This is a genomic window from Lawsonibacter sp. JLR.KK007, assembly GCF_036941135.1.
Classification (GTDB): domain Bacteria; phylum Bacillota; class Clostridia; order Oscillospirales; family Oscillospiraceae; genus Lawsonibacter.
In genome coordinates this window covers 530,861-549,237 of the sequence record NZ_JAYWSY010000002.1, presented here as the reverse complement: position 1 = coordinate 549,237, position 18,377 = coordinate 530,861, and the positions used below count along the sequence as shown (strand labels likewise).

Here is an 18,377-nt window from a genome sequence, read left to right as displayed (position 1 = left end):
CACACGGTTTTGGGGAGTAATGCTTGATGTTGTCCCTATTATAAATCACTCGTTTTGCTCAAACAAATTTCTGTAAAATCCCTGAAACCCTTGCAAATACACGGATTCAGAAAATTTCAAAAAATTTGTTGTCCCATATTGACATCACTCGTGAGCGGCTCTCCCATCCTGCAGAATGGACGGTTGGTAGGGGCGGTGACCCACGTGTTGGTCAACGACCCCACCCGAGGCTATGGGATCCTGGCGGAGAATATGCTCCGGCAGGCCACCGGAGAGTCCTAGCGAAGGCTGGAACGCATGTGAGTCCAGGCCGTCGGCCTGGGCTCACATGCTCCGCGATTCCCTCTGCGGCAGGAAATCCGGCCTTGGGGGTACATGCTGGAGGGCGGCGATGGCCGCCTGTTTGAGGGCATACCGGTCCGGGCGGGCGGCTGGGGCCCGCTTTTTTAAGAATAAGTTTTATTTGAGTGTAAAAAAGGTCGAATATGCTGATAAAAAGTGCTGGAAAATATGAAGAAATGACTTGCATATTGTGCCATAATGTGATAAATTGTAAGCGGCCGGTCGAAACAAACCGTGAATAGTCGGGACCTTTTGCCGGTCATCATAGATTTTTAATGAAAGGAAGAAGAAACGAATGGAAAGCACGAAACGAATCGTGGTGGCCGATACAGGGATAGAGTTTAGAAAAAACCTGATCCGGGCGCTGTCAGAAGAACCAGATTTTCAGATCGTAGGTGAAACGGAAGACGGATCTGAGCTGATGCGCATGATCCAGCGGGACCAGCCTGATGCGGTGGTCATGGATATGGTGCTCACAGGCGGGATGGACGGTATGGACGTGCTGGACGCGATCTCCCGGCTGCGGGAACGGCCGAAGGTGCTGATCCTGTCCAGCTATATCAAGGGCAGCGTGGTGGACGCGGCGGCGGCCAAGGGCGCGGACTTCTTTGTCACCAAGCCCTGCCGGATTACCGTTGTGGGCGAGCGGCTGCGGCAGGTGATGGCCTCCGGAGGCGCAGAGCCGGAGCTGGACAGCAGCGCCAGCCTGGAGAGTCAGGTGACCGCAATCATTCATGAGGTGGGCGTCCCTGCGCACATCAAGGGGTACCAGTACCTGCGGGAGGCGATCATCATCGCGGTCAACGACATGGATGTGATCAACGCGGTGACCAAGGTGCTCTATCCCGAGGTGGCCAAGCGGTTTAATACCACGCCCAGCCGGGTGGAGCGGGCCATCCGCCACGCCATCGAGGTTGCCTGGGACCGGGGCGATCTGGAGACCCTTCAGAAATACTTTGGCTACACGGTCTCCAATGCCAAGGGCAAGCCCACCAACAGTGAGTTTATCGCCATGATCGCGGACCGGATCCGTCTGTCCCGGCGGAAGGTGCTGTAAGCCTTGCCTTTGCCGCCAGGATCTGATATAATTCCCATTATACCGCCAAAGCGGCAGCGAAGCCTGTCGGGATTTGTCGAAGGGCGGTGAATTTTAGAAGGAAAGGCGGCGGCGCTATGACCATCGAATATGCTCCTCAGGGCACCTGTTCCCGGCTGTTCCGGATCGAGGTGGAGGAGGGGATGATCCAGTCGGTCCAGGTGGTGGGCGGCTGTGACGGCAACCTGAAGGGAATCTCTTCCCTGCTGAAGGGAATGAAGGTGGAGGACGCCATCCAGCGCATGGAGGGCATTCGCTGCGGCCCCAGGGCGACCTCCTGCCCCGACCAGCTGGCCCAGGCGCTGAAGACGGCGCTGTAACGGCGCTGTAACAGAACGGACAGACCCGGAGCGTTACGCTCCGGGTCCTTTTTTTGCTGCTTTTGCTGGCGGTTGCATTCAGGTCAGGCGGGGGCCGATGCCGGGGATCAGGGAGATCAGCCAGGCGAAGGGGAGGGACAGCAGGAAGAACACCAGCGCGAACACCGGCACCGAGCATACCGGCGGGAAGGACAGCAGGCCCACCCCGCACCAGCGGAAGATCAGGTACCAGAGCTGGTGGATGAGATAGGCACCGAAGGCATAGGTCCCGATGCGGTTCACCGCCCGGCGGCGGGAGCGTTCCTCGCTGATGCCCAGCACGTAGCGGAACAGGACGCAGAAGGCCGCCGCAGTGAGCGCCACATTGGGAGCGCTGTATTGACGCCACAGCTCCCGGCTCCCGCCGGTGAGTCCGTCCCCAATCAGCGTGAGGACCAAACCCAGAATGCCCAGGATGTACAGGATGAATTCCGCCGCCCGGCTGATTTCGAAGTGCCGCAAATACCACCCGGCCACGTAGCACCCCGCCCAGCCCAGCGCCAGATGGACCCCGAAACGCATCAGCAGGAGTGCGATGGCGCCGTTGGGCCGGAAGGCGGTCCACAGGGGCAGGATGGAGGCGAACAGAACGCACAGGCCCAGAAAATAGTGCAGTTCTCCCCGGCTGGCCGCGGAGGTGAAGCGGTGGAGCACCGGATGGACCAGGTAAAGACCGATGAGAGGATAGAGCACCCACAGGTGAAAATAGGTGTCCCCCTTTATCACCGCCGTCAGAATGGCCCACAGTCCGGCGGCGGTGGAGTCGAGGCCCCCCTCCAGCAGGGCGGAGACAACGGCGTATACCACCCCCCAGAACACCAGCAGGCAAAAGGCGGGCAGGGCCAGCCCCAGCAGGCTGGCGGAGACCTGGGGCTTTCCTCCCTCCAGGGCAGACATGCCCCACAGCATGAACAGGGCGGGAATGGACCAGCAGGTCAGGCCCTCGTAGACGGAGAGGACCTGCCACGTTCCCGAGCCGGTCTGGACCAGCCCCTGACCGCTCTGGGCAAGGAGCTGGATGATGGCGCACAGCACGGTAAAGACCCGGAAAAAGCCGGGCCAGCCAAGATCGCGGTCTCCCTTGGCCATTATTTTGTCTCCGGGACAATCTCGATCCAGTAGCCGTCGGGATCGGTGATGAAGTAGATGCCCATGGCAGGATTTTCAAAGCAAATGCAGCCCATGGCCTTGTGCTTGGCGTACAGGGCGTCATACTCCCCGGTGTGGAACGCCAGATGGAACTCGCACTCTCCCAGGTTGTAGGGCTCGGTCCGGTCCCGGAGCCAGGTCAGCTCCAGCTGGAAGGGACTGCCCGCCTCATCCGCCAGATAGACCAGCTTGAAGGAGCCGTCCTGGGCATCCTTCTCCCGGGCGGGGGACAGGTTCAGCGCCTCCTTGTAGAAGGCCAGGGATCGGTCCAGATCCAGGACGTTGAAGTTGAAGTGGTTGAATGTGATCATGATGATTCTCCTTTATTTTGCTTTTTTGTCGATCCATTGGGGCTTGAACTTGGAATAGATGATCTTCTGCTCGCTGTACAGGCCGTAGTAGCCGGACAGCATGTAGGATACCCCGCAGCACAGGGCGTACAGGGGCAGGCTGGTGCCTCCGAACAGCTCGTAGGCCAGCAGGATGGAGCTGAGGGGGCAATTGGTGGCCCCGCAGAACACCGCCGCCATGCCCAGCGCCCCGGAGAAGCCGTGGGGCAGGCCCAGGAGCGGTCCCACCCAGGTGCCGAAGGCGCAGCCGGTGAACAGCACCGGGACGATCTCGCCTCCCCGGAACCCGGCTCCCAGGGTGAGGGCGGTGAACAGCAGCTTCAGCGCGAAGGCTTCCGGGATGGTCTCGCCGGCCAGCAGGCGGCGGATGACCGGGTCGCCTGCGCCGTTGTAGGTCTGTTCGCCCGCCAGCAGGGTGAGGCCCAGTACCAGCGCCCCGCCCACAGCGGCCCGAACCACAGGATTGGGGAGGCATTTGGCGTACAGCTTGGGGGCGGTGTGCATCGTCACGCAGAAGAGGATGGACACCAGGGCGCACAGCACCCCCAGCACGGCCACCTGGACCAGGGGGAGGGGGGAGATCCCCACCGCGTCGTGGACCGGGTAGCCCCCGTCCAGGTGGAGGCCGAAGGTCTGGGCCACCAGCAGCGCGGTGGAGGAGGAGAGCAGGCAGGGCACCAGAGCGGCGTAGTACATCCGGCCCACCGTGACCACCTCCATGGCGAAGAGGGAGGCGGTGAGGGGGGTGCCGAACAGGGCGGCGAAGGCGGCGGCCATGCCGCTCATGACCATGATGCGCTCGTCCTGGTCGTCCAGATGGAGCCGCTTTCCGGTGAAGGCGGCCAGCGACCCGCCCAGCTGAAGGGCCGCGCCCTCCCGCCCGGCGGAGCCGCCCACCAGATGGGTGAGGATGGTGGACAGAAAAATCAGCGGGGCGGTGCGCAGCTTCAGCCGCTCTGCGTCCCGGACCGCCACCAGTACCAGATTGGTGCCCCGGTCCTTCTCCATGCCGCACACGCGGTACAGCAGCACGATGGCCGCGCCGCCCAGGGGCAGCAGCCAGATGATCTGGGGGTACTCCCCCCGCAGCTCGGAGGCGGCGTCGATGCCAAGGTGGAAGGCCACCCCCACCAATCCCACAATGACGCCGGTGAGGCAAGCATAGACAAGCCACTTGGCAAAGGCTCCGCAGGTTTCCAGGGTGGCCCGCACCCGGGCCGGCAGCTGAGGCATCGCCGCATCCGCTCCTCTCATTCAGGATGGTAAAAAGTATACCATATACGGGGAAAAATTCCAGCCCCAAAATCTCTTTTCCCCGAAAAGACGTCTGACCCCTTGCAATCACTGGAGGATTATGCTATGATGCAGGCGTATTCAACTTGTCTGCCTGTTGAAGGAGGTTATCCCTGTGGACGACGGCCAATTATGGCTGATACTTTTTTTGGTAAGCCTGTGTGTGAATTTGCTCCAACTGCTTTGGCGGCCCATCCTGCGGGTCCTGCACCGGAAGGACCAGGTTTCGGAGGACAACATTATGGCTATGGTGGAGGAGGGCGAGGAGTCCGGAGCGATCCAGAGCAACGAGAAAGAGCTGATTGAAAACGTATTCCAGTTTGACAGCACCACCGCCAAGGACGTGATGGTCCACCGCACCGACATGGTGTCCCTCCCCGCCGGCGCGGAGGAGGACGCCATCCTGGACGCCATCCGCCAGTCGGGCCTGTCCCGCTTCCCGGTGTACGGGGAGGACGCGGACGATATCCTGGGGGTGCTGTCCACCCGGGACTATCTGCTCAACTTCCACCAGCCCGACCCCCTGCCCTGGAAGGACCTGCTCCGTCCGGCCTACTTTGTGCCCGAGACGGTGTCCGCCGACGTGCTCTTCCGGGACATGCAGGGCAAAAAGACCCATATGGCCCTGGTAGTGGACGAGTACGGCGGTACCAGCGGCCTGGTCACTCTGGAGGACCTGCTGGAGGAGCTGGTGGGCAATATTTACGACGAGTTCGACCCCCAGGAGGAGCAGGAGATTATCCCGCTGGAGGGGGGGCGCTGGCGGGTGTCCGGCTCTGCCGACCTGGAGGAACTGGCCGAGGCCATGGACTTTTCCCTGCCGGAGGACGAGGAGCGGGACTATGACACGTTGGGCGGTCTGATCTTTTCCCAGCTGTCCGTCATCCCTGAGGACGGCAGCCGTCCGGTGGTCGAGGCCCTGGGCCTGCGCATCCAGGTGGAGGAGCTGTGCGACCGCCGGGTGGAGTGGGCGCTGGTGGAACAGCTGGAGCCCGATCCGGAAAAGGAGAGCGAATAAGTACATAAAAAGCTCCCGTCAGCCTGAGCTGACGGGAGCTTTTTTCTGCATTACCGCGCCTCGATGGCACTCACCGGACATCCGTCCGCCGCGGCCTGGACCTGGCCGGCCAGGTCGTCGCCCACCTCCGGGGAGAAGGCGGCGGCGGTGCCGCCGTCGGTCATGAAGAACTCGTTGGGGCAGACGCTGGCGCACATGCCGCAGCCGATGCAGTTGCCGTTGACATGGACTTGCATATGGGATACCTCCTTTAAATATTGGTCCCCATACTATGCCCATACCGGTGAAATTTATTCATAGGTCCCCAAAAACAGGGGCACGCCGGTGTACAGGTCCACAATGCCGTAGAGGAAGGGCCGGTCCAGAATCAGGGTGATCCCCTCCTGGGGGGGCGCCGCTGCCCCAGATTCTGCTGCCACCACCGTGGCGGCAGCGGCCTCGGTGCCCTTCTCGTTGACCTCAATTTTTGTGGCGTGAATCACCTGGGAGATGTAGTAGCCCTCCGGACTGTCCCCCAGGTTGGAGAAATCGGCCCTTGCCGCATCAAAAGCGTCCTCCAGGCCCAGTTCCGACAGGATGTCCGTGAGACTGCCGCTCCACTCCGCCGTGAATTTCGGCATGGCAAAGCTCACAAACAGGGCGTCCTCTCTGTTGATAATCAGCTGGGATAAGCTGTTTCCTTCCAGATTGTTCAGCCACTGACCCAAATCGGGGGAGTCCGGGTACAAATCGGGCAAAATTGCCACAAAGGCCAGCCGCCCGTCGTCGTAGGGCAGGACCACCCCCTGGGCCCCCTTGCCCTGAAGATAGGACAGCTGAGTGTCAAACTTCCGCAGGTATTCCACCTGGCTGTCGGGTCCGCCGGCGTGGTGGAAGTCCATCGTATGGGTGGACAGGGGGTCGAACTCGCTGAGCCAGCTGTTTTTCAGATAGAGGGCGTTCACCAGCAGGCATGCGGTCTCCTCCGGGAAGGGCTGGTCGATGATCTGGGGGATCATTTTGTTGGTCTTATCCGAAACCCAGCCATTCAGATCGTCTACGATGCGGGGCTCGGACAGCTCCGCCTCATATACCTGGGCGCTGTAGTACCCCCGGCATTTGGACACAAAGTCCTCATAAATCCCGCCGCTGTGGTCCTTCCACAAGCTGTTGGCGATGCGGCACTGGCTGGAGCCAAGCAGCCCCTGGTAGTCGGACAGGTACTGGGCGCAGGCGGCGTTGAGCTCTTCCAGGTCCACACCGCCGCCCAGGACCTCCTGGAATTGAGCCAAGGTGTTTCCATCCGCGCCGTTGGCGGTCATGGACAGGGCCAGGGCTACAGACAGGGGAGAGACCAGGGGGGACTGTTTGTCCGCCTCCCGGGTCTTTTGCAGCAGCTTCAAGCCGAAGGAGGCAAGAGCCTCGTTGACCGCCTCGCTGCCCTTCGGGCTGACAGACAGCTTTTCCGCGTTGGACCAGGGCTGGGAGGGGGGTGCGGCGGGGAAACCGTCGCAGCCCGGCCCCAACGACTCATCCGTTCCAGTGGAGCACCCGGCCAGCAGGCCGAGGCCCAGGGCGCAGACCAGGAGCAGGGCAAGGGTTCGTTTCATGGAAAATCCTCCTTTTTAATGTGGTTACCATTATAGACGAAAACCGGACCGTCCGGTTGCGCTTTTTTTGAAGGTTTTTTGAAAACTTTCCACGGAAATGTCCTTGACGCAAGGACAGCGAAATGGTATAATACCATTTCGTGGCGGTAGGGGCTTCATGCCCTTTTACCCGATGAAATTCCCCGAACGGGGAGGGAGGGAGCGCCGAAATGATGCAGGAATTATCCGGTCCAAACAAGGTCGTGGGAGCCAAGCAGGTCAAGCGGGCTCTGCGGGACGGCCGGGCCGCCCGGCTGTATATCGCCGTGGACGCCGACCCCCGTCTGCTCCAGCCCCTGGTCCAGGAGGCGGTGAACCGGCAGGTTCCGGTGACCCAGGCGCCCTCCATGAAGGAGCTGGGCGCCTCCTGCGGCATCGCCGTGGGGGCCGCCGTGGCGGTTTTGCTGAAATAATTTCCACTTTTTTCGGTTTTAGCAGAATAAGGCTTCCTTATTTTGTTAAAATATATATCACGCCCCACAGGGGCAGAAATCAGGAAAGGAGGAAACCCATTCATGCCTACTTTTAACCAGCTGGTGCGCAAGGGCCGCACTCAGGCGGCGTACAAGTCCACCTCTCCCGCTCTTCAGCACGGTCTGAACACCCTGAAGAACAAGAGCACCGACCTGCCGTCTCCCCAGAAGAGAGGTGTCTGCACCGCCGTGCGTACTTCCACCCCCAAGAAGCCCAACTCGGCCCTTCGTAAGATCGCCCGTGTGAAGCTGACCAACGGGATGGAGGTCACCGCCTATATCCCCGGCGTGGGCCACAACCTGCAGGAGCACTCCGTGGTGATGATCCGCGGCGGCCGTGTCAAGGACCTGCCCGGCGTGCGTTACCACATCATCCGCGGCACTCTGGACACCCAGGGCGTCTCCGGACGGATGCAGGCCCGCTCCAAGTACGGCGCCAAGCGTCCCAAGGCCGGCAAGAAGTGATCCCCGCCGGTCCGATGAATTTGCATTGTGCGTTTGCGCAAGGCAGACAAGCCTTGCCGGGCGTTTACCATATATGGGTAGACCTCGGACAGGCATTACACGCAGTCCAAACGGTGTGCCGTTTGGGGTACGAGTACCTATGATTTCTATTATTTAAGAAGGAGGGAAGCAAAGTGCCCAGAAGAGGAAATGTACCCAAGCGGGAAATTTTACCCGACCCGCTTTACAACTCCGTCCTGGTTACCAAGCTCACCAACAGCATCATGCTGGATGGCAAAAAGGGCGTGGCTCAGAAGGTCGTCTACGGCGCCTTCGAGATCATCAAAGACAAGACTGGCAAGGAACCCATGGAGGTCTACACCCAGGCTCTTGAGAACATCATGCCTTCCCTGGAGGTCAAGGCCCGCCGCGTGGGCGGCGCCACCTACCAGGTGCCCATCGAGGTCCGGCCCGAGCGCCGGCAGACCCTGGGTCTGCGCTGGCTGACCACCTATGCCCGTAACCGGGGCGAGAAAACCATGAAAGAGCGGCTGGCCGGCGAGATCATAGACGCCGCCAACAACACCGGCTCCGCTGTGAAGAAGCGCGAGGACACCCACAAGATGGCGGAGTCCAACAAGGCGTTTGCTCACTACCGCTGGTAACAAAGGAGAATCTCAAGTATGCCTAGAAAAGTTTCTCTGGAGAATACGCGCAACATCGGCATCATGGCCCACATTGACGCGGGCAAGACGACCACCACCGAGCGTATCCTCTACTACACCGGCGTCAATTACAAGATCGGCGAGACCCACGAGGGTACCGCCACCATGGACTGGATGGCTCAGGAGCAGGAGCGCGGCATCACCATCACCTCCGCTGCCACCACCTGCTACTGGCAGGGCACCAAGGCCCAGTTTCCCCAGACCCGGATCAACATCATCGACACCCCGGGCCACGTGGACTTCACCGTTGAGGTGGAGCGCTCCCTGCGCGTGCTGGACGGCTCTGTGACCGTTATGTGCGCCAAGGGCGGCGTGGAGCCCCAGTCCGAGACCGTCTGGCGCCAGGCCGACCACTACAAGGTCCCCCGCATGATCTACGTCAACAAGATGGACATCATGGGCGCCGACTTCTACCACGTGCTGGACATGATCCACGACCGGCTCAAGTGCAATGCGGTCCCCATCCAGCTGCCCATCGGCTCGGAGGAGACCTTCAAGGGGATCATCGACCTGGTGGAAATGAAGGCCGACATCTACTACGACGACTTGGGCAAGGACATGCGGGTGGAGGAGATCCCCGCCGACATGCTGGACCAGGCCCAGGAGTACCACTCCAAGCTGTTGGACGCCTGCGCCGACATCGACGAGGAGATCATGATGCTGGTGCTGGACGAGCAGCCCGTGCCTGAGGACATGATCCGCAAGGCCCTGCGCAAGGGCACCATTGAGAACCTGCTGGTTCCCGTGGTGTGCGGCACGTCCTACAAGAACAAGGGTGTGCAGAAGCTGCTGGACGCCATCGTGGACTTCATGCCCTCCCCTGTGGACATCCCCGCCATTCAGGGCGTCAACCCCGACACTGACGAGGAGGACGAGCGTCCTGCCGACGACAACGCCCCCTTCTCCGCCCTGGCCTTTAAGATCGCCACCGACCCCTATGTGGGCCGTCTGTCCTTCGTCCGGGTGTACTCCGGCATGCTGAACACCGGCACCTCTGTGCTGAACAGCACCAAAAAGCAGAAGGAGCGTATCGGCCGCATCCTCCAGATGCACGCCAACCACCGGGAGGACATCGAGACCGTCTACTCCGGCGACATCGCCGCCGTCATCGGCCTGAAGAACTCCACCACCGGCGACACCCTCTGCGATGAGAAGCACCCCATCATCCTGGAGTCCATGGAGTTCCCGGAGCCCGTCATCCGGGTGGCCATCGAGCCCAAGACCAAGGCCGGTCAGGAGAAAATGGGCATCGCCCTGATGAAGCTGGCCGAGGAGGACCCCACCTTCAAGACCTACACCGACGAGGAGACCGGCCAGACCATCATCGCCGGTATGGGCGAGCTCCATCTGGAGATTATCGTGGACCGTCTGCTCCGCGAGTACAAGGTGGAGGCCAACGTAGGCGCCCCCCAGGTGGCCTACAAGGAGACCATCACCAAGCAGGTGGAGCAGGACACCAAGTACGCCCGCCAGTCGGGCGGCAAGGGCCAGTACGGCCACGTCAAGATCCGTGTGGAACCCAACGAGTCGGGGGCAGGCTATGTCTTCGAAAACGCCATCGTGGGCGGCGCAATCCCCAAGGAGTATATCCCCGCCGTGGACGCGGGCATCCAGGGGGCCATGCAGGCCGGTGTTCTGGCCGGCTACCCCGTGGTGGACGTGAAGGTCACCCTGTACGATGGGTCCTTCCACGAGGTGGACTCCTCGGAAATGGCCTTTAAGATTGCCGGTTCCATGGCCTTCAAGGAGGCCTGCCGCAAGGCCGGTCCCGTGCTGCTGGAACCCATCATGAAGGTGGATGTCATCGTTCCCGACGACTACCTGGGCAACGTCATCGGCGACCTGAACAGCCGCCGCGGCCAGATCCAGGGCCAGGAGAACCGCACCGGCGCCACCCAGGTGGACAGTCTGGTGCCGCTGGCCAACATGTTCGGCTACGCCACCGACCTCCGGTCCTCCACCCAGGGCCGCGGCCAGTACTCTATGGAGCCCCACAGCTACGTGCAGATCCCGAAAAATATCGCTGAGAAGATCGTGGCCGAGCGCGGCCGCAATCAGGACTGACGTCCCTTAAAAAATAGGGTTGCAATTATGGACAAAATAGGATAGAATATCCACAATACGTCCGCAACCCGGACCCCCAGAAACGCATAACTGAAATATAAGGAGGAAAATTCCAATGGCTAAGGCAAAATTCGAGCGTACCAAGCCCCATGTTAACATCGGCACCATCGGTCACGTTGACCACGGCAAGACCACTCTGACCGCCGCCATCACCAAGTATCTGGCTCTGAAGGGCCAGGCCCAGTACGAGGACTACTCCAGCATCGACAAGGCTCCCGAGGAGCGCGAGCGCGGCATCACCATCAACACCGCCCACGTGGAGTATGAGACCGACGCCCGGCACTATGCCCACGTGGACTGCCCGGGCCACGCCGACTATATCAAGAACATGATTACCGGCGCTGCTCAGATGGATGGCGCGATCCTGGTCATTGCCGCCACCGACGGCGTTATGGCTCAGACCAAGGAGCACGTGCTGCTGGCCCGTCAGGTTGGCGTGCCCGCCATCGTGGTCTTCCTGAACAAGTGCGACCAGATGGACGATCCCGACCTGCTGGAGCTGGTGGAGATGGAGGTCCGCGAGACCCTGTCCAACTACGAGTTCCCCGGCGACGACATCCCCATCATCAAGGGTTCCGCCCTGAACGCCCTGACCTGCGAGAGCGGCGACGTGAACGACGCTGACTTCGCCTGCATCAAGGAGCTGATGGACGCCGTTGACAGCTATATCCCCACTCCTCCCCGCGACGACTCCCTGCCCTTCCTCATGCCTGTTGAGGACGTGTTCACCATCTCCGGCCGCGGCACCGTGGCCACCGGCCGTGTGGAGCGCGGCCAGCTGAAGGCCGGCGAGACCGTCGATATCGTGGGCCTGTCCGACGAGAAGAAGAGCACCGTGGTCACCTCCATGGAGATGTTCCGCAAGACTCTGGACTTCATCGAGGCTGGTGACAACGCCGGCTGCCTGCTGCGCGGCATTGCCAAGACCGACATCGAGCGCGGCCAGGTTCTGTGCAAGCCCGGCTCCATCCACCCCCACACCAAGTTCAAGGGCCAGGTTTACGTCCTGTCCAAGGACGAGGGCGGCCGTCACACCCCCTTCTTCAACAACTATCGTCCCCAGTTCTATTTCCGGACCACCGACGTGACCGGCATCATCACTCTGCCCGAGGGCACTGAGATGTGCATGCCCGGCGACAACGTGGATATGGACGTGGAGCTGATCACCCCCATCGCCATCGAGAACGGCCTGCGTTTCGCCATCCGTGAGGGCGGCCGTACCGTCGGTTCCGGTGTTGTCATCGGCATCAACGAGTAATTTTGCGCATACAAAAGGACGGGCCAAAGCCCGTCCTTTTTTGTCCGGAAATGATTGGTGAAAATTGACAAGAAAATCTGGACAAAGGACTGGAAATGTGGTATATTTAGAGAGAACCCGATCAGTCACATTGAGGAAAAGGAGGTATGACGATGGAACCCAGGTTTTTTAAGATACCCGTTTGTGTAGGTGACGTGTCACTTTATGTGGCCAAGGGCCATTTCGCCACCCGAAATAGCCATACCAACTACTTTGTGGACGTGACCCGCCAGCAGTCCTGCCTGCGGGACGCGGACGCCGTGGCCCAGCAGCTGGTCCAGCGCAATCTGACCAACCATATACTGGTGGATACGATCCTGTGTATGGACGGCACCCGTGTGATCGGCACCTGTCTGGCCCAGAGGCTGACCCAGGGCGGCTTCCGGTCCATCAACGCGGGCAAAGAGATCTACGTTCTGCGGGAGAACGTGGGTACCAATGGCAAGCTCATTTTCCGTGACAACGCCCGGCCCATGCTGGAGGGGAAGAACGTTCTGCTCCTGCTGGCCTCAGTGACCACCGGCGGCACGGTGCGCAAGGGGATTGAGTGCGTCCAGTATTATCAGGGAAAGGTGGCTGGGATCGCCGCGATCTACAGCCATCAGAAGGAGATCGACGGAATTCCGGTGGTCTCGCTCTTCGATACCAACGATCTGCCCGGATATGCCAGTCATCTGCCGGACGAGTGCCCCATGTGCCGGGAAAAGCAGGAACTGGACGCGGTTGTGGATAAATTTGGATACTCTGCCTTGTGAGCGGCGGGGGGCGCACGCCAGTGCGCCCCCCAAATTTTCTTTAGCGAATTAAAAATTGGGGGTTGACAAAGGGGAGGGAAGCGGATATAATGACTACACAATCAAACAGCAACCAAACCTGTGAGAAAGAGTAGTAACCGGTGCAGCAAACCTTAAGAGAGTCCTGGGTGGTGGGATCAGGACGGGGCGCGGCTGAGTGAATGGACTTTCGAGGGCGGCTTGAACGGGGCGACCCAAGTAGATGCCGACGGGGACCCACCCGTTATCCATCGGGCACGCGTGATGGCGCGTGAAGCGAGTGGACGTTTTTTGCAACGTCAATTTGGGTGGTATCGCAGGAGTGCAGCTCTTGTCCCATGTGGGATGAGGGGCTGTTTTTTTATTGCTCCAAATAAAAATGCAGCCTCGGCTGACCACTCCAACAAGCCCGGGCCAACGGCAAGGCCCCACATCTGCCGCCCGAATATTTTAAATTGGAGGAACTCAAAATGAAAAAGACCAATCTGATGAAAAAGACCCTGACTCTGGCGTTGTCTCTGGCCATGACCCTCTCCCTGGCCGCCTGCGGCGGCGGGAGCGACAGCCCCGGCAAATCCAATCCCTCCAACAGCGGCTCTGCCGGCAGTGTCCAGCATAATTCCACCACCAGCGATACCACCTACAAGGTGGGCATCATCAAGTTTATGGACCACGCCTCCCTGAACCAGATCGAGGAAAGCCTCCAGGCCGAGCTGGACCGGCTGGGCGGAGAGCTGGGCGTCACCTTTGACTACGCCGGTTACACCTCCTGCGGCCAGGGGGACGGCTCCACCCTCCAGGCCATCGCTGCTCAGATGATTGCCGACGATGTGGATGTGATCGTCCCCATTGCCACTCCCGCTGTCCAGACTGCCATGGCTACCACGGAGGACACAGAGATCCCCATCATCTTCTCCGCCGTCTCTGACCCCATCACCGACGGAATCGTGGCCGACATGAACGCCCCGGGCGGCAAGGTCACGGGTACCAGCGACGCCCTGAACACCAAGATGGTGATTGACCTGATGCTGGCCGCCGACCCTGACCTCCAGAAGGTGGGGCTGCTGTACTCCAAGTCGGAGAGCTCCTCCACCAAGCCTATCCAGGAGGCCAAGGAGTATCTGACCTCCAAGGGCATCGCCTTTGAGGAGAAGACGGGCACCAACACCAACGAGATCACCTCTGCGGTAGACGCCCTGGCCGCCGCCAAGGTGGACGCCGTCTTCACCCCCACCGACAACACCGTGCAGAGCGCCGAGCTGGCCATCTTTGAGAAGCTCCAGGACGCCAAGATTCCCCACTACGGCGGCGCCGACTCCTTCGCCCTCAACGGCGCCTTCTGCGGCTACGGCGTGGACTATGTCCAGCTGGGCCAGGAGACCGCCCAGATGGTGGCCGGCCTGCTGGTCAACGGCGCCGACCCCGCCTCCACCCCGGTGCGGATCATGACCGGCGAGACCGCCGTGATCAATACCGAGACCTGCGCGGCCATCGGTATGGACCTGGAGCAGATCAAGTCCGCCTTCTCCGCCCTGGGCATTGAGGTGATTGAGACCGCGACCCAGCAGAACTTTTCTTAACATCCAACAGGGGCGGCCACAGGCCGCCCCTACAAAAGTGTAGGAGGCATAAACATGCTGTTATCCGTTGTCACCCTGCGAACAGCTCTGGAGATGGGGGCCATCTACTCCCTGGTGGCCCTGGCCCTGTTCATCAGCTTTTCCATCCTGAACATCGCAGACCTGTCCACCGACGGCTGCTACACCCTGGGCTTTGCCGTGGGGGCCACCGTCACCCTGGCGGGCCACCCCTTCCTGGCGCTCCCCGCCGCTATGCTGGCGGGGGTGCTGTCCGGCTTTGTGACCGCCTTTCTTCAGACCAAGCTGGGGGTGGAGAGCATTTTGGCCGGGATCATTGTCAACACTGGGCTGTACACCGTCAATCTGGCGGTCATGGGGTGGTCGTCCAACTTGTCTATCTTCGGCAGCGACACCCTCCTCTCCCTGGCCAAGGGGCTGAACGGAAGTGAGCTGTGGACGGGATGGAGCACTCTGATTGTGCTGGCTGCGATCCTGATGGCGGCGGCGGTGCTGGTGGGGCTGTTCTTCCGCACCCGGCTGGGCCTGTCCATCCGGGCCACCGGGGACAACGCCGACATGGTCCGGGCCTCCTCCATCAACCCCGCCTTCACCATCACGGTGGGGCTGTGCGTGGCCAACTCCCTCACCGGGCTGGCCGGCTGCCTCACCGGACTGGTGAACAAGAGCTGCGACATCAACCTGGGCACCGGTATGGTGACCGTGGCCCTGGCCTCTCTCATCATTGGAGAGACCATGTTCGGCCGGTTTTCCATTGGAATGCGGATCTTTGGGGTCATCGTAGGCTCCTGTATCTACCGCATCATCATCGCCATAGCCCTGGCGGCCAACGTGCCTACCGAGTGCTTCAAGCTGGTGTCCGCCCTCATTGTGGCGGCTGCCATCGCCATGCCTCAGGGCCGGAAGCTGATCGCCATCCAGCGGCAGAAGCTGCTCCGAAGAAAGGAGGGCGCCCCATGCTGAAGCTGAACAGCATCGCAAAAACCTTCAACCCTGGCACTGTCAATGAGAAGCGGGCGCTGGACGGAGTGAACCTCCACCTGGAGCCTGGGGACTTTGTTACGGTGGTGGGTTCCAACGGGGCGGGCAAGTCCACCCTGTTCCACGCCATCGCCGGGGTGTTCGTCCCGGACCGGGGCTCCATCGTGCTGGACGGGGAGGACATCACCTTTAAGCCGGAGTACAGGCGCAGCCGGGAGCTGGGCCGGCTGTTCCAGGACCCCATGAAGGGCACCGCTCCCCACATGACCATTGAGGAAAACCTGGCCCTGGCCTATCTGCGCACCGCCAAGCACCAGCATGCCTACTTCAGCCGTACCGGGAAGGGCGACCGGGCCTTCTTCCGGGACCAGCTGGCCAAGCTGGACATGGGGCTGGAGGACCGGATGAAGCAGCCGGTGGGTCTGCTGTCCGGCGGACAGCGGCAGGCGCTCACCCTGCTTATGTCCACTATGGTGCCGCCGAAGATCCTCCTGCTGGACGAGCACACCGCCGCCCTGGACCCGGGCACGGCGGAGAAGGTGCTGAAGATCACCCGGGAGGTGGTGGCGGAGCACAAGATCACCACCATGATGGTCACCCACAACATGCACCAGGCTCTGGAGCTGGGAAACCGCACCCTGATGATGGACAGCGGTCGGATCGTGCTGGACGTTCAGGGGGAGGAGCGGAAGAACATGACCGTCAACGACCTGCTGGAGAGGTTCAAGGCCAAGGTGGGCGAGGATTTGGACAATGACCGGATTCTGCTGTCGTAACTCTGTGATAAAGGTAAAAGCCCCCCTTTGACAAGGGGGGCTTTATGTTTCAAAAGGTCACTTTTCAATTTTACCAACAAATCGAAAATAAATGTCTACTACCTGATACCGGACACCGTTTTCCTTGTAGCTCTCCCCGATTTCGATACGGTCAATCAGGCGGTGTATAAGGTCCTGGTCCAGCTCGGTTATATCGGCGTACTGCTCCGCAAGCTCTACAAACTGCGTTGCGTTGTCCGTCTCCCGTTGTAGCTCTGTGACCTGCATTGTAACAGATTCCAGGTGAGCGGTCAAGTCGGCCCGTTCCCTGGTGTAGCCGTCTGTCAGGCTCTTATACACATCATCGGGCATATCCCCCAGGACATTCTTTTCAAACGCTTTCCGTATCAGTTCCCCAATATCGGCAAGCCGTTTTTCCGTCTTGGCCTGGTCCTTCCTGGCGGCGGCAAGGGCGGCTTGCTGTTTCCTCTGGCCCACACCAGACAGCCGGGCAATCAGGCCGTCACGGTCCCGCCTTGCCTCCTCCGTCACTTCCCGGATACTTGCCAGCACAGAGGCATAGAGCACCTTGTACGGTATCCGGTGGCTGGTACAGCCGTTTTCGCTGTCCTTGCCATACTGACGGTATCGGCGGCAGACATAGCCGTCCTTGGTCTGCGTGATGGACGTGCCGCAGTCGGCGCAGTACAGAAGCCCGGAGAAGATATTGACCCGTCCCGTGGTACTGGTTTTCTTGTGGCGGCTGGCGACCTCGTTAGCAAGGTCCCACATGGCTTGGCTGACGATCGCCTCGTGTGTGCCCTCGGTGACGATGTACTGCTCCTCGCTGGTGGCAACTACTTTCTTGCTCTTGTAGCTGACCTTGCGGCTCCTGCCATATACCAGCTTGCCCAGGTATACCGGATTTCGGACAATGTTGGTCAGCGTGGCGGCGTTCCAGTCCGTGGGCCGGGAGGTTGCTGTCCGGGGTGTACGTTGTCTCACCGCTGACGGGGTCAATACTCCCTCGCTTGCCAGTATCCGGGTAATGGCCCGGAAGCTCATTCCGCTAGCGGTCATGGAGAAGATACGGCGGACAATGGGCGCTGTCTCGGGGTCCGGTATCAGCTTGTTTTTGTCGTGGGGGTCTTTGGCGTAGCCATATACACCGGAGGAAAGATACTTCCCCGCCCTGGCTCGGGCGGCTAGGGCTGAACGGGTCTTGTTCGATATATCTTTAACGTAATAATCGTTAAAAACATTCTTGAAAACTGCGCAATCTGTACCCGCTCCCGTGGCGCTGTCGTAGCCATCATTGACGGCTATCAATCTTGTGCCCAGCTCCGGGAAAACTATTTCCTGATACCGTCCGCTCTCGATGTAGTCACGGCCCAGCCGGGATAAATCTTTGACAATCACGGTATCAATGCTCCCCGCTTCAATGTCCGCCAACATCTCCATAAATTGCGGACGGGCGAACGTGGTCCCGCTGATATTGTCGTCGTAGTATTCCCGGCAGTTGGTGAAGCCCTGGCCCTCGGCGTACTGATGGAGTAATAACAGTTGGCTTTCTATGCTGTCTGAAACTCCGTCACCACGGAATTGGTTCTGACGGTTCGCCCGGTCCTCGGGGCTCCTCCTGGCATATATGGCGGCTTTGGCTTGGTTCTGCAACATGTTTCTGCACTCCTTCCATCTTCCTTGCAGAACCGAAGCACCTTTAAGATACTATTATTGTATCACAAAACCGCCTATATTGCAAGGATTATCTTACTTTTCGCCCGTTTTCTCCTCTAAATACGCATTGAAGATTTCTTCAACGTCTCCCGTCTTTGCGTAGTGATGGCGGACCAGTACAACACTTTTTCCTGTCACCACTACTTTGGCGTACCCATGCGGCGTTGGTGGTGTTTCCATGCTTTGGCCGCTGTCCTTCGCCTTTGCAGGTTTTTTCTGGCCTTGCATCGTCTTT

At 60.3% G+C, this 18,377-nt stretch carries 19 protein-coding genes, 1 pseudogene and 1 other annotated feature; of the genes and pseudogenes, 13 read left to right on the top strand and 7 right to left on the bottom strand.

What is annotated here, in order from left to right:
• Positions 1-150: 150 nt before the first annotated feature.
• The 3 genes and pseudogenes from VV088_RS12530 to VV088_RS12520 all read left to right on the top strand — a co-directional run.
• Positions 151-282, top strand: a pseudogene (locus VV088_RS12530) (SpoIVB peptidase S55 domain-containing protein); the annotation flags it as partial.
• A gap of 355 nt (positions 283-637) precedes the next feature.
• Complete coding sequence (gene spo0A, locus VV088_RS12525) at positions 638-1,399, top strand: sporulation transcription factor Spo0A (protein ID WP_334601047.1); 762 nt, start codon at positions 638-640, stop codon at positions 1,397-1,399.
• 116 nt (positions 1,400-1,515) lie between these two features.
• Positions 1,516-1,758 carry a TIGR03905 family TSCPD domain-containing protein gene (locus VV088_RS12520; RefSeq protein WP_334601046.1) on the top strand — a complete coding sequence of 81 codons (243 nt, stop codon included), beginning with the start codon at positions 1,516-1,518 and terminating at the stop codon, positions 1,756-1,758.
• A gap of 78 nt (positions 1,759-1,836) precedes the next feature.
• Here VV088_RS12520 and VV088_RS12515 read toward each other — a convergent pair whose 3' ends face one another.
• The 3 genes from VV088_RS12515 to VV088_RS12505 are packed head-to-tail and all read right to left on the bottom strand — an operon-like array spanning position 1,837 to position 4,529.
• On the bottom strand, positions 1,837-2,886 hold the full coding sequence (locus VV088_RS12515) for an acyltransferase (RefSeq protein ID WP_334601045.1): 1,050 nt from the start codon (positions 2,884-2,886) through the stop codon (positions 1,837-1,839).
• Positions 2,886-3,257, bottom strand: coding sequence for a VOC family protein (locus VV088_RS12510; RefSeq protein WP_334601044.1), 372 nt, complete (start codon positions 3,255-3,257; stop codon positions 2,886-2,888). The genes VV088_RS12515 and VV088_RS12510 overlap by 1 nt, the downstream gene beginning before the upstream one ends.
• A 12-nt stretch (positions 3,258-3,269) precedes the next feature.
• On the bottom strand, positions 3,270-4,529 hold the full coding sequence (locus VV088_RS12505; protein ID WP_334601043.1) for a chloride channel protein: 1,260 nt from the start codon (positions 4,527-4,529) through the stop codon (positions 3,270-3,272).
• Positions 4,530-4,704: 175 nt separating this feature from the next.
• On the opposite strand from VV088_RS12505, the gene VV088_RS12500 reads away from it, so the two are divergent.
• A complete protein-coding gene (locus tag VV088_RS12500; protein WP_334601042.1) occupies positions 4,705-5,607 on the top strand; it encodes a hemolysin family protein in 903 nt (300 codons plus the stop codon).
• Between the two features lie 50 nt (positions 5,608-5,657).
• Here the strand turns inward: VV088_RS12500 and VV088_RS12495 are convergent, their stop codons facing one another.
• Both VV088_RS12495 and VV088_RS12490 read right to left on the bottom strand, forming a co-directional pair.
• A complete protein-coding gene (locus VV088_RS12495) occupies positions 5,658-5,843 on the bottom strand; it encodes a ferredoxin (RefSeq protein WP_334601041.1) in 186 nt (61 codons plus the stop codon).
• A 54-nt stretch (positions 5,844-5,897) separates the two neighbouring features.
• Positions 5,898-7,196: a serpin family protein gene (locus tag VV088_RS12490; RefSeq protein WP_334601040.1), complete on the bottom strand. Its 1,299-nt coding sequence runs from the start codon at positions 7,194-7,196 to the stop codon at positions 5,898-5,900.
• A 209-nt stretch (positions 7,197-7,405) separates the two neighbouring features.
• Here VV088_RS12490 and VV088_RS12485 point away from each other — a divergent pair, with 209 nt between their 5' ends.
• From VV088_RS12485 to VV088_RS12445, 9 genes are all read left to right on the top strand, one after another.
• On the top strand, positions 7,406-7,648 hold the full coding sequence (locus VV088_RS12485) for a ribosomal L7Ae/L30e/S12e/Gadd45 family protein (RefSeq protein WP_334601039.1): 243 nt from the start codon (positions 7,406-7,408) through the stop codon (positions 7,646-7,648).
• 102 nt (positions 7,649-7,750) lie between these two features.
• Positions 7,751-8,173, top strand: coding sequence for a 30S ribosomal protein S12 (gene rpsL, locus VV088_RS12480; RefSeq protein ID WP_334601038.1), 423 nt, complete (start codon positions 7,751-7,753; stop codon positions 8,171-8,173).
• A 173-nt stretch (positions 8,174-8,346) separates the two neighbouring features.
• Complete coding sequence (rpsG, locus tag VV088_RS12475) at positions 8,347-8,817, top strand: 30S ribosomal protein S7 (RefSeq protein ID WP_334601037.1); 471 nt, start codon at positions 8,347-8,349, stop codon at positions 8,815-8,817.
• A gap of 18 nt (positions 8,818-8,835) precedes the next feature.
• On the top strand, positions 8,836-10,941 hold the full coding sequence (gene fusA / locus VV088_RS12470; RefSeq protein ID WP_334601036.1) for an elongation factor G: 2,106 nt from the start codon (positions 8,836-8,838) through the stop codon (positions 10,939-10,941).
• A 115-nt stretch (positions 10,942-11,056) separates the two neighbouring features.
• Entirely contained in the window at positions 11,057-12,259 is a 1,203-nt protein-coding gene (tuf, locus tag VV088_RS12465) for an elongation factor Tu (RefSeq protein ID WP_334601035.1), read from the top strand.
• Between the two features lie 152 nt (positions 12,260-12,411).
• Entirely contained in the window at positions 12,412-13,053 is a 642-nt protein-coding gene (locus tag VV088_RS12460; RefSeq protein WP_325228206.1) for an orotate phosphoribosyltransferase, read from the top strand.
• 111 nt (positions 13,054-13,164) lie between these two features.
• Positions 13,165-13,413: a binding site (T-box leader), on the top strand.
• A 128-nt stretch (positions 13,414-13,541) separates the two neighbouring features.
• A complete protein-coding gene (locus VV088_RS12455; protein WP_325228203.1) occupies positions 13,542-14,651 on the top strand; it encodes an ABC transporter substrate-binding protein in 1,110 nt (369 codons plus the stop codon).
• A 54-nt stretch (positions 14,652-14,705) separates the two neighbouring features.
• Entirely contained in the window at positions 14,706-15,632 is a 927-nt protein-coding gene (locus VV088_RS12450; protein WP_334601034.1) for an ABC transporter permease, read from the top strand.
• Positions 15,626-16,426 carry an ABC transporter ATP-binding protein gene (locus VV088_RS12445; protein ID WP_325228200.1) on the top strand — a complete coding sequence of 267 codons (801 nt, stop codon included), beginning with the start codon at positions 15,626-15,628 and terminating at the stop codon, positions 16,424-16,426. Before VV088_RS12450 ends, VV088_RS12445 begins: the two co-directional genes overlap by 7 nt.
• A gap of 57 nt (positions 16,427-16,483) precedes the next feature.
• On the opposite strand, the gene VV088_RS12440 is transcribed toward VV088_RS12445, so the two are convergent.
• A complete protein-coding gene (locus VV088_RS12440) occupies positions 16,484-18,082 on the bottom strand; it encodes a recombinase family protein (RefSeq protein ID WP_334601033.1) in 1,599 nt (532 codons plus the stop codon).
• Between the two features lie 93 nt (positions 18,083-18,175).
• Positions 18,176-18,370: a hypothetical protein gene (locus tag VV088_RS12435; protein WP_334601032.1), complete on the bottom strand. Its 195-nt coding sequence runs from the start codon at positions 18,368-18,370 to the stop codon at positions 18,176-18,178.
• Positions 18,371-18,377: the final 7 nt, after the last annotated feature.

What these genes read in the sequence shown, in the direction of transcription:
- spo0A (WP_334601047.1), top strand. Translation starts at nt 638, where the DNA reads ATGGAAAGCACGAAACGAATCGTGGTGGCCGATACAGGGATAGAGTTT.
- VV088_RS12520 (WP_334601046.1), top strand. Translation starts at nt 1,516, where the DNA reads ATGACCATCGAATATGCTCCTCAGGGCACCTGTTCCCGGCTGTTCCGG.
- VV088_RS12515 (WP_334601045.1), bottom strand. Translation starts at nt 2,886, where the DNA reads ATGGCCAAGGGAGACCGCGATCTTGGCTGGCCCGGCTTTTTCCGGGTC.
- VV088_RS12510 (WP_334601044.1), bottom strand. Translation starts at nt 3,257, where the DNA reads ATGATCACATTCAACCACTTCAACTTCAACGTCCTGGATCTGGACCGA.
- VV088_RS12505 (WP_334601043.1), bottom strand. Translation starts at nt 4,529, where the DNA reads ATGCCTCAGCTGCCGGCCCGGGTGCGGGCCACCCTGGAAACCTGCGGA.
- VV088_RS12495 (WP_334601041.1), bottom strand. Translation starts at nt 5,843, where the DNA reads ATGCAAGTCCATGTCAACGGCAACTGCATCGGCTGCGGCATGTGCGCC.
- VV088_RS12490 (WP_334601040.1), bottom strand. Translation starts at nt 7,196, where the DNA reads ATGAAACGAACCCTTGCCCTGCTCCTGGTCTGCGCCCTGGGCCTCGGC.
- VV088_RS12485 (WP_334601039.1), top strand. Translation starts at nt 7,406, where the DNA reads ATGATGCAGGAATTATCCGGTCCAAACAAGGTCGTGGGAGCCAAGCAG.
- rpsL (WP_334601038.1), top strand. Translation starts at nt 7,751, where the DNA reads ATGCCTACTTTTAACCAGCTGGTGCGCAAGGGCCGCACTCAGGCGGCG.
- fusA (WP_334601036.1), top strand. Translation starts at nt 8,836, where the DNA reads ATGCCTAGAAAAGTTTCTCTGGAGAATACGCGCAACATCGGCATCATG.
- tuf (WP_334601035.1), top strand. Translation starts at nt 11,057, where the DNA reads ATGGCTAAGGCAAAATTCGAGCGTACCAAGCCCCATGTTAACATCGGC.
- VV088_RS12460 (WP_325228206.1), top strand. Translation starts at nt 12,412, where the DNA reads ATGGAACCCAGGTTTTTTAAGATACCCGTTTGTGTAGGTGACGTGTCA.
- VV088_RS12455 (WP_325228203.1), top strand. Translation starts at nt 13,542, where the DNA reads ATGAAAAAGACCAATCTGATGAAAAAGACCCTGACTCTGGCGTTGTCT.
- VV088_RS12450 (WP_334601034.1), top strand. Translation starts at nt 14,706, where the DNA reads ATGCTGTTATCCGTTGTCACCCTGCGAACAGCTCTGGAGATGGGGGCC.
- VV088_RS12445 (WP_325228200.1), top strand. Translation starts at nt 15,626, where the DNA reads ATGCTGAAGCTGAACAGCATCGCAAAAACCTTCAACCCTGGCACTGTC.
- VV088_RS12440 (WP_334601033.1), bottom strand. Translation starts at nt 18,082, where the DNA reads ATGTTGCAGAACCAAGCCAAAGCCGCCATATATGCCAGGAGGAGCCCC.
- VV088_RS12435 (WP_334601032.1), bottom strand. Translation starts at nt 18,370, where the DNA reads ATGCAAGGCCAGAAAAAACCTGCAAAGGCGAAGGACAGCGGCCAAAGC.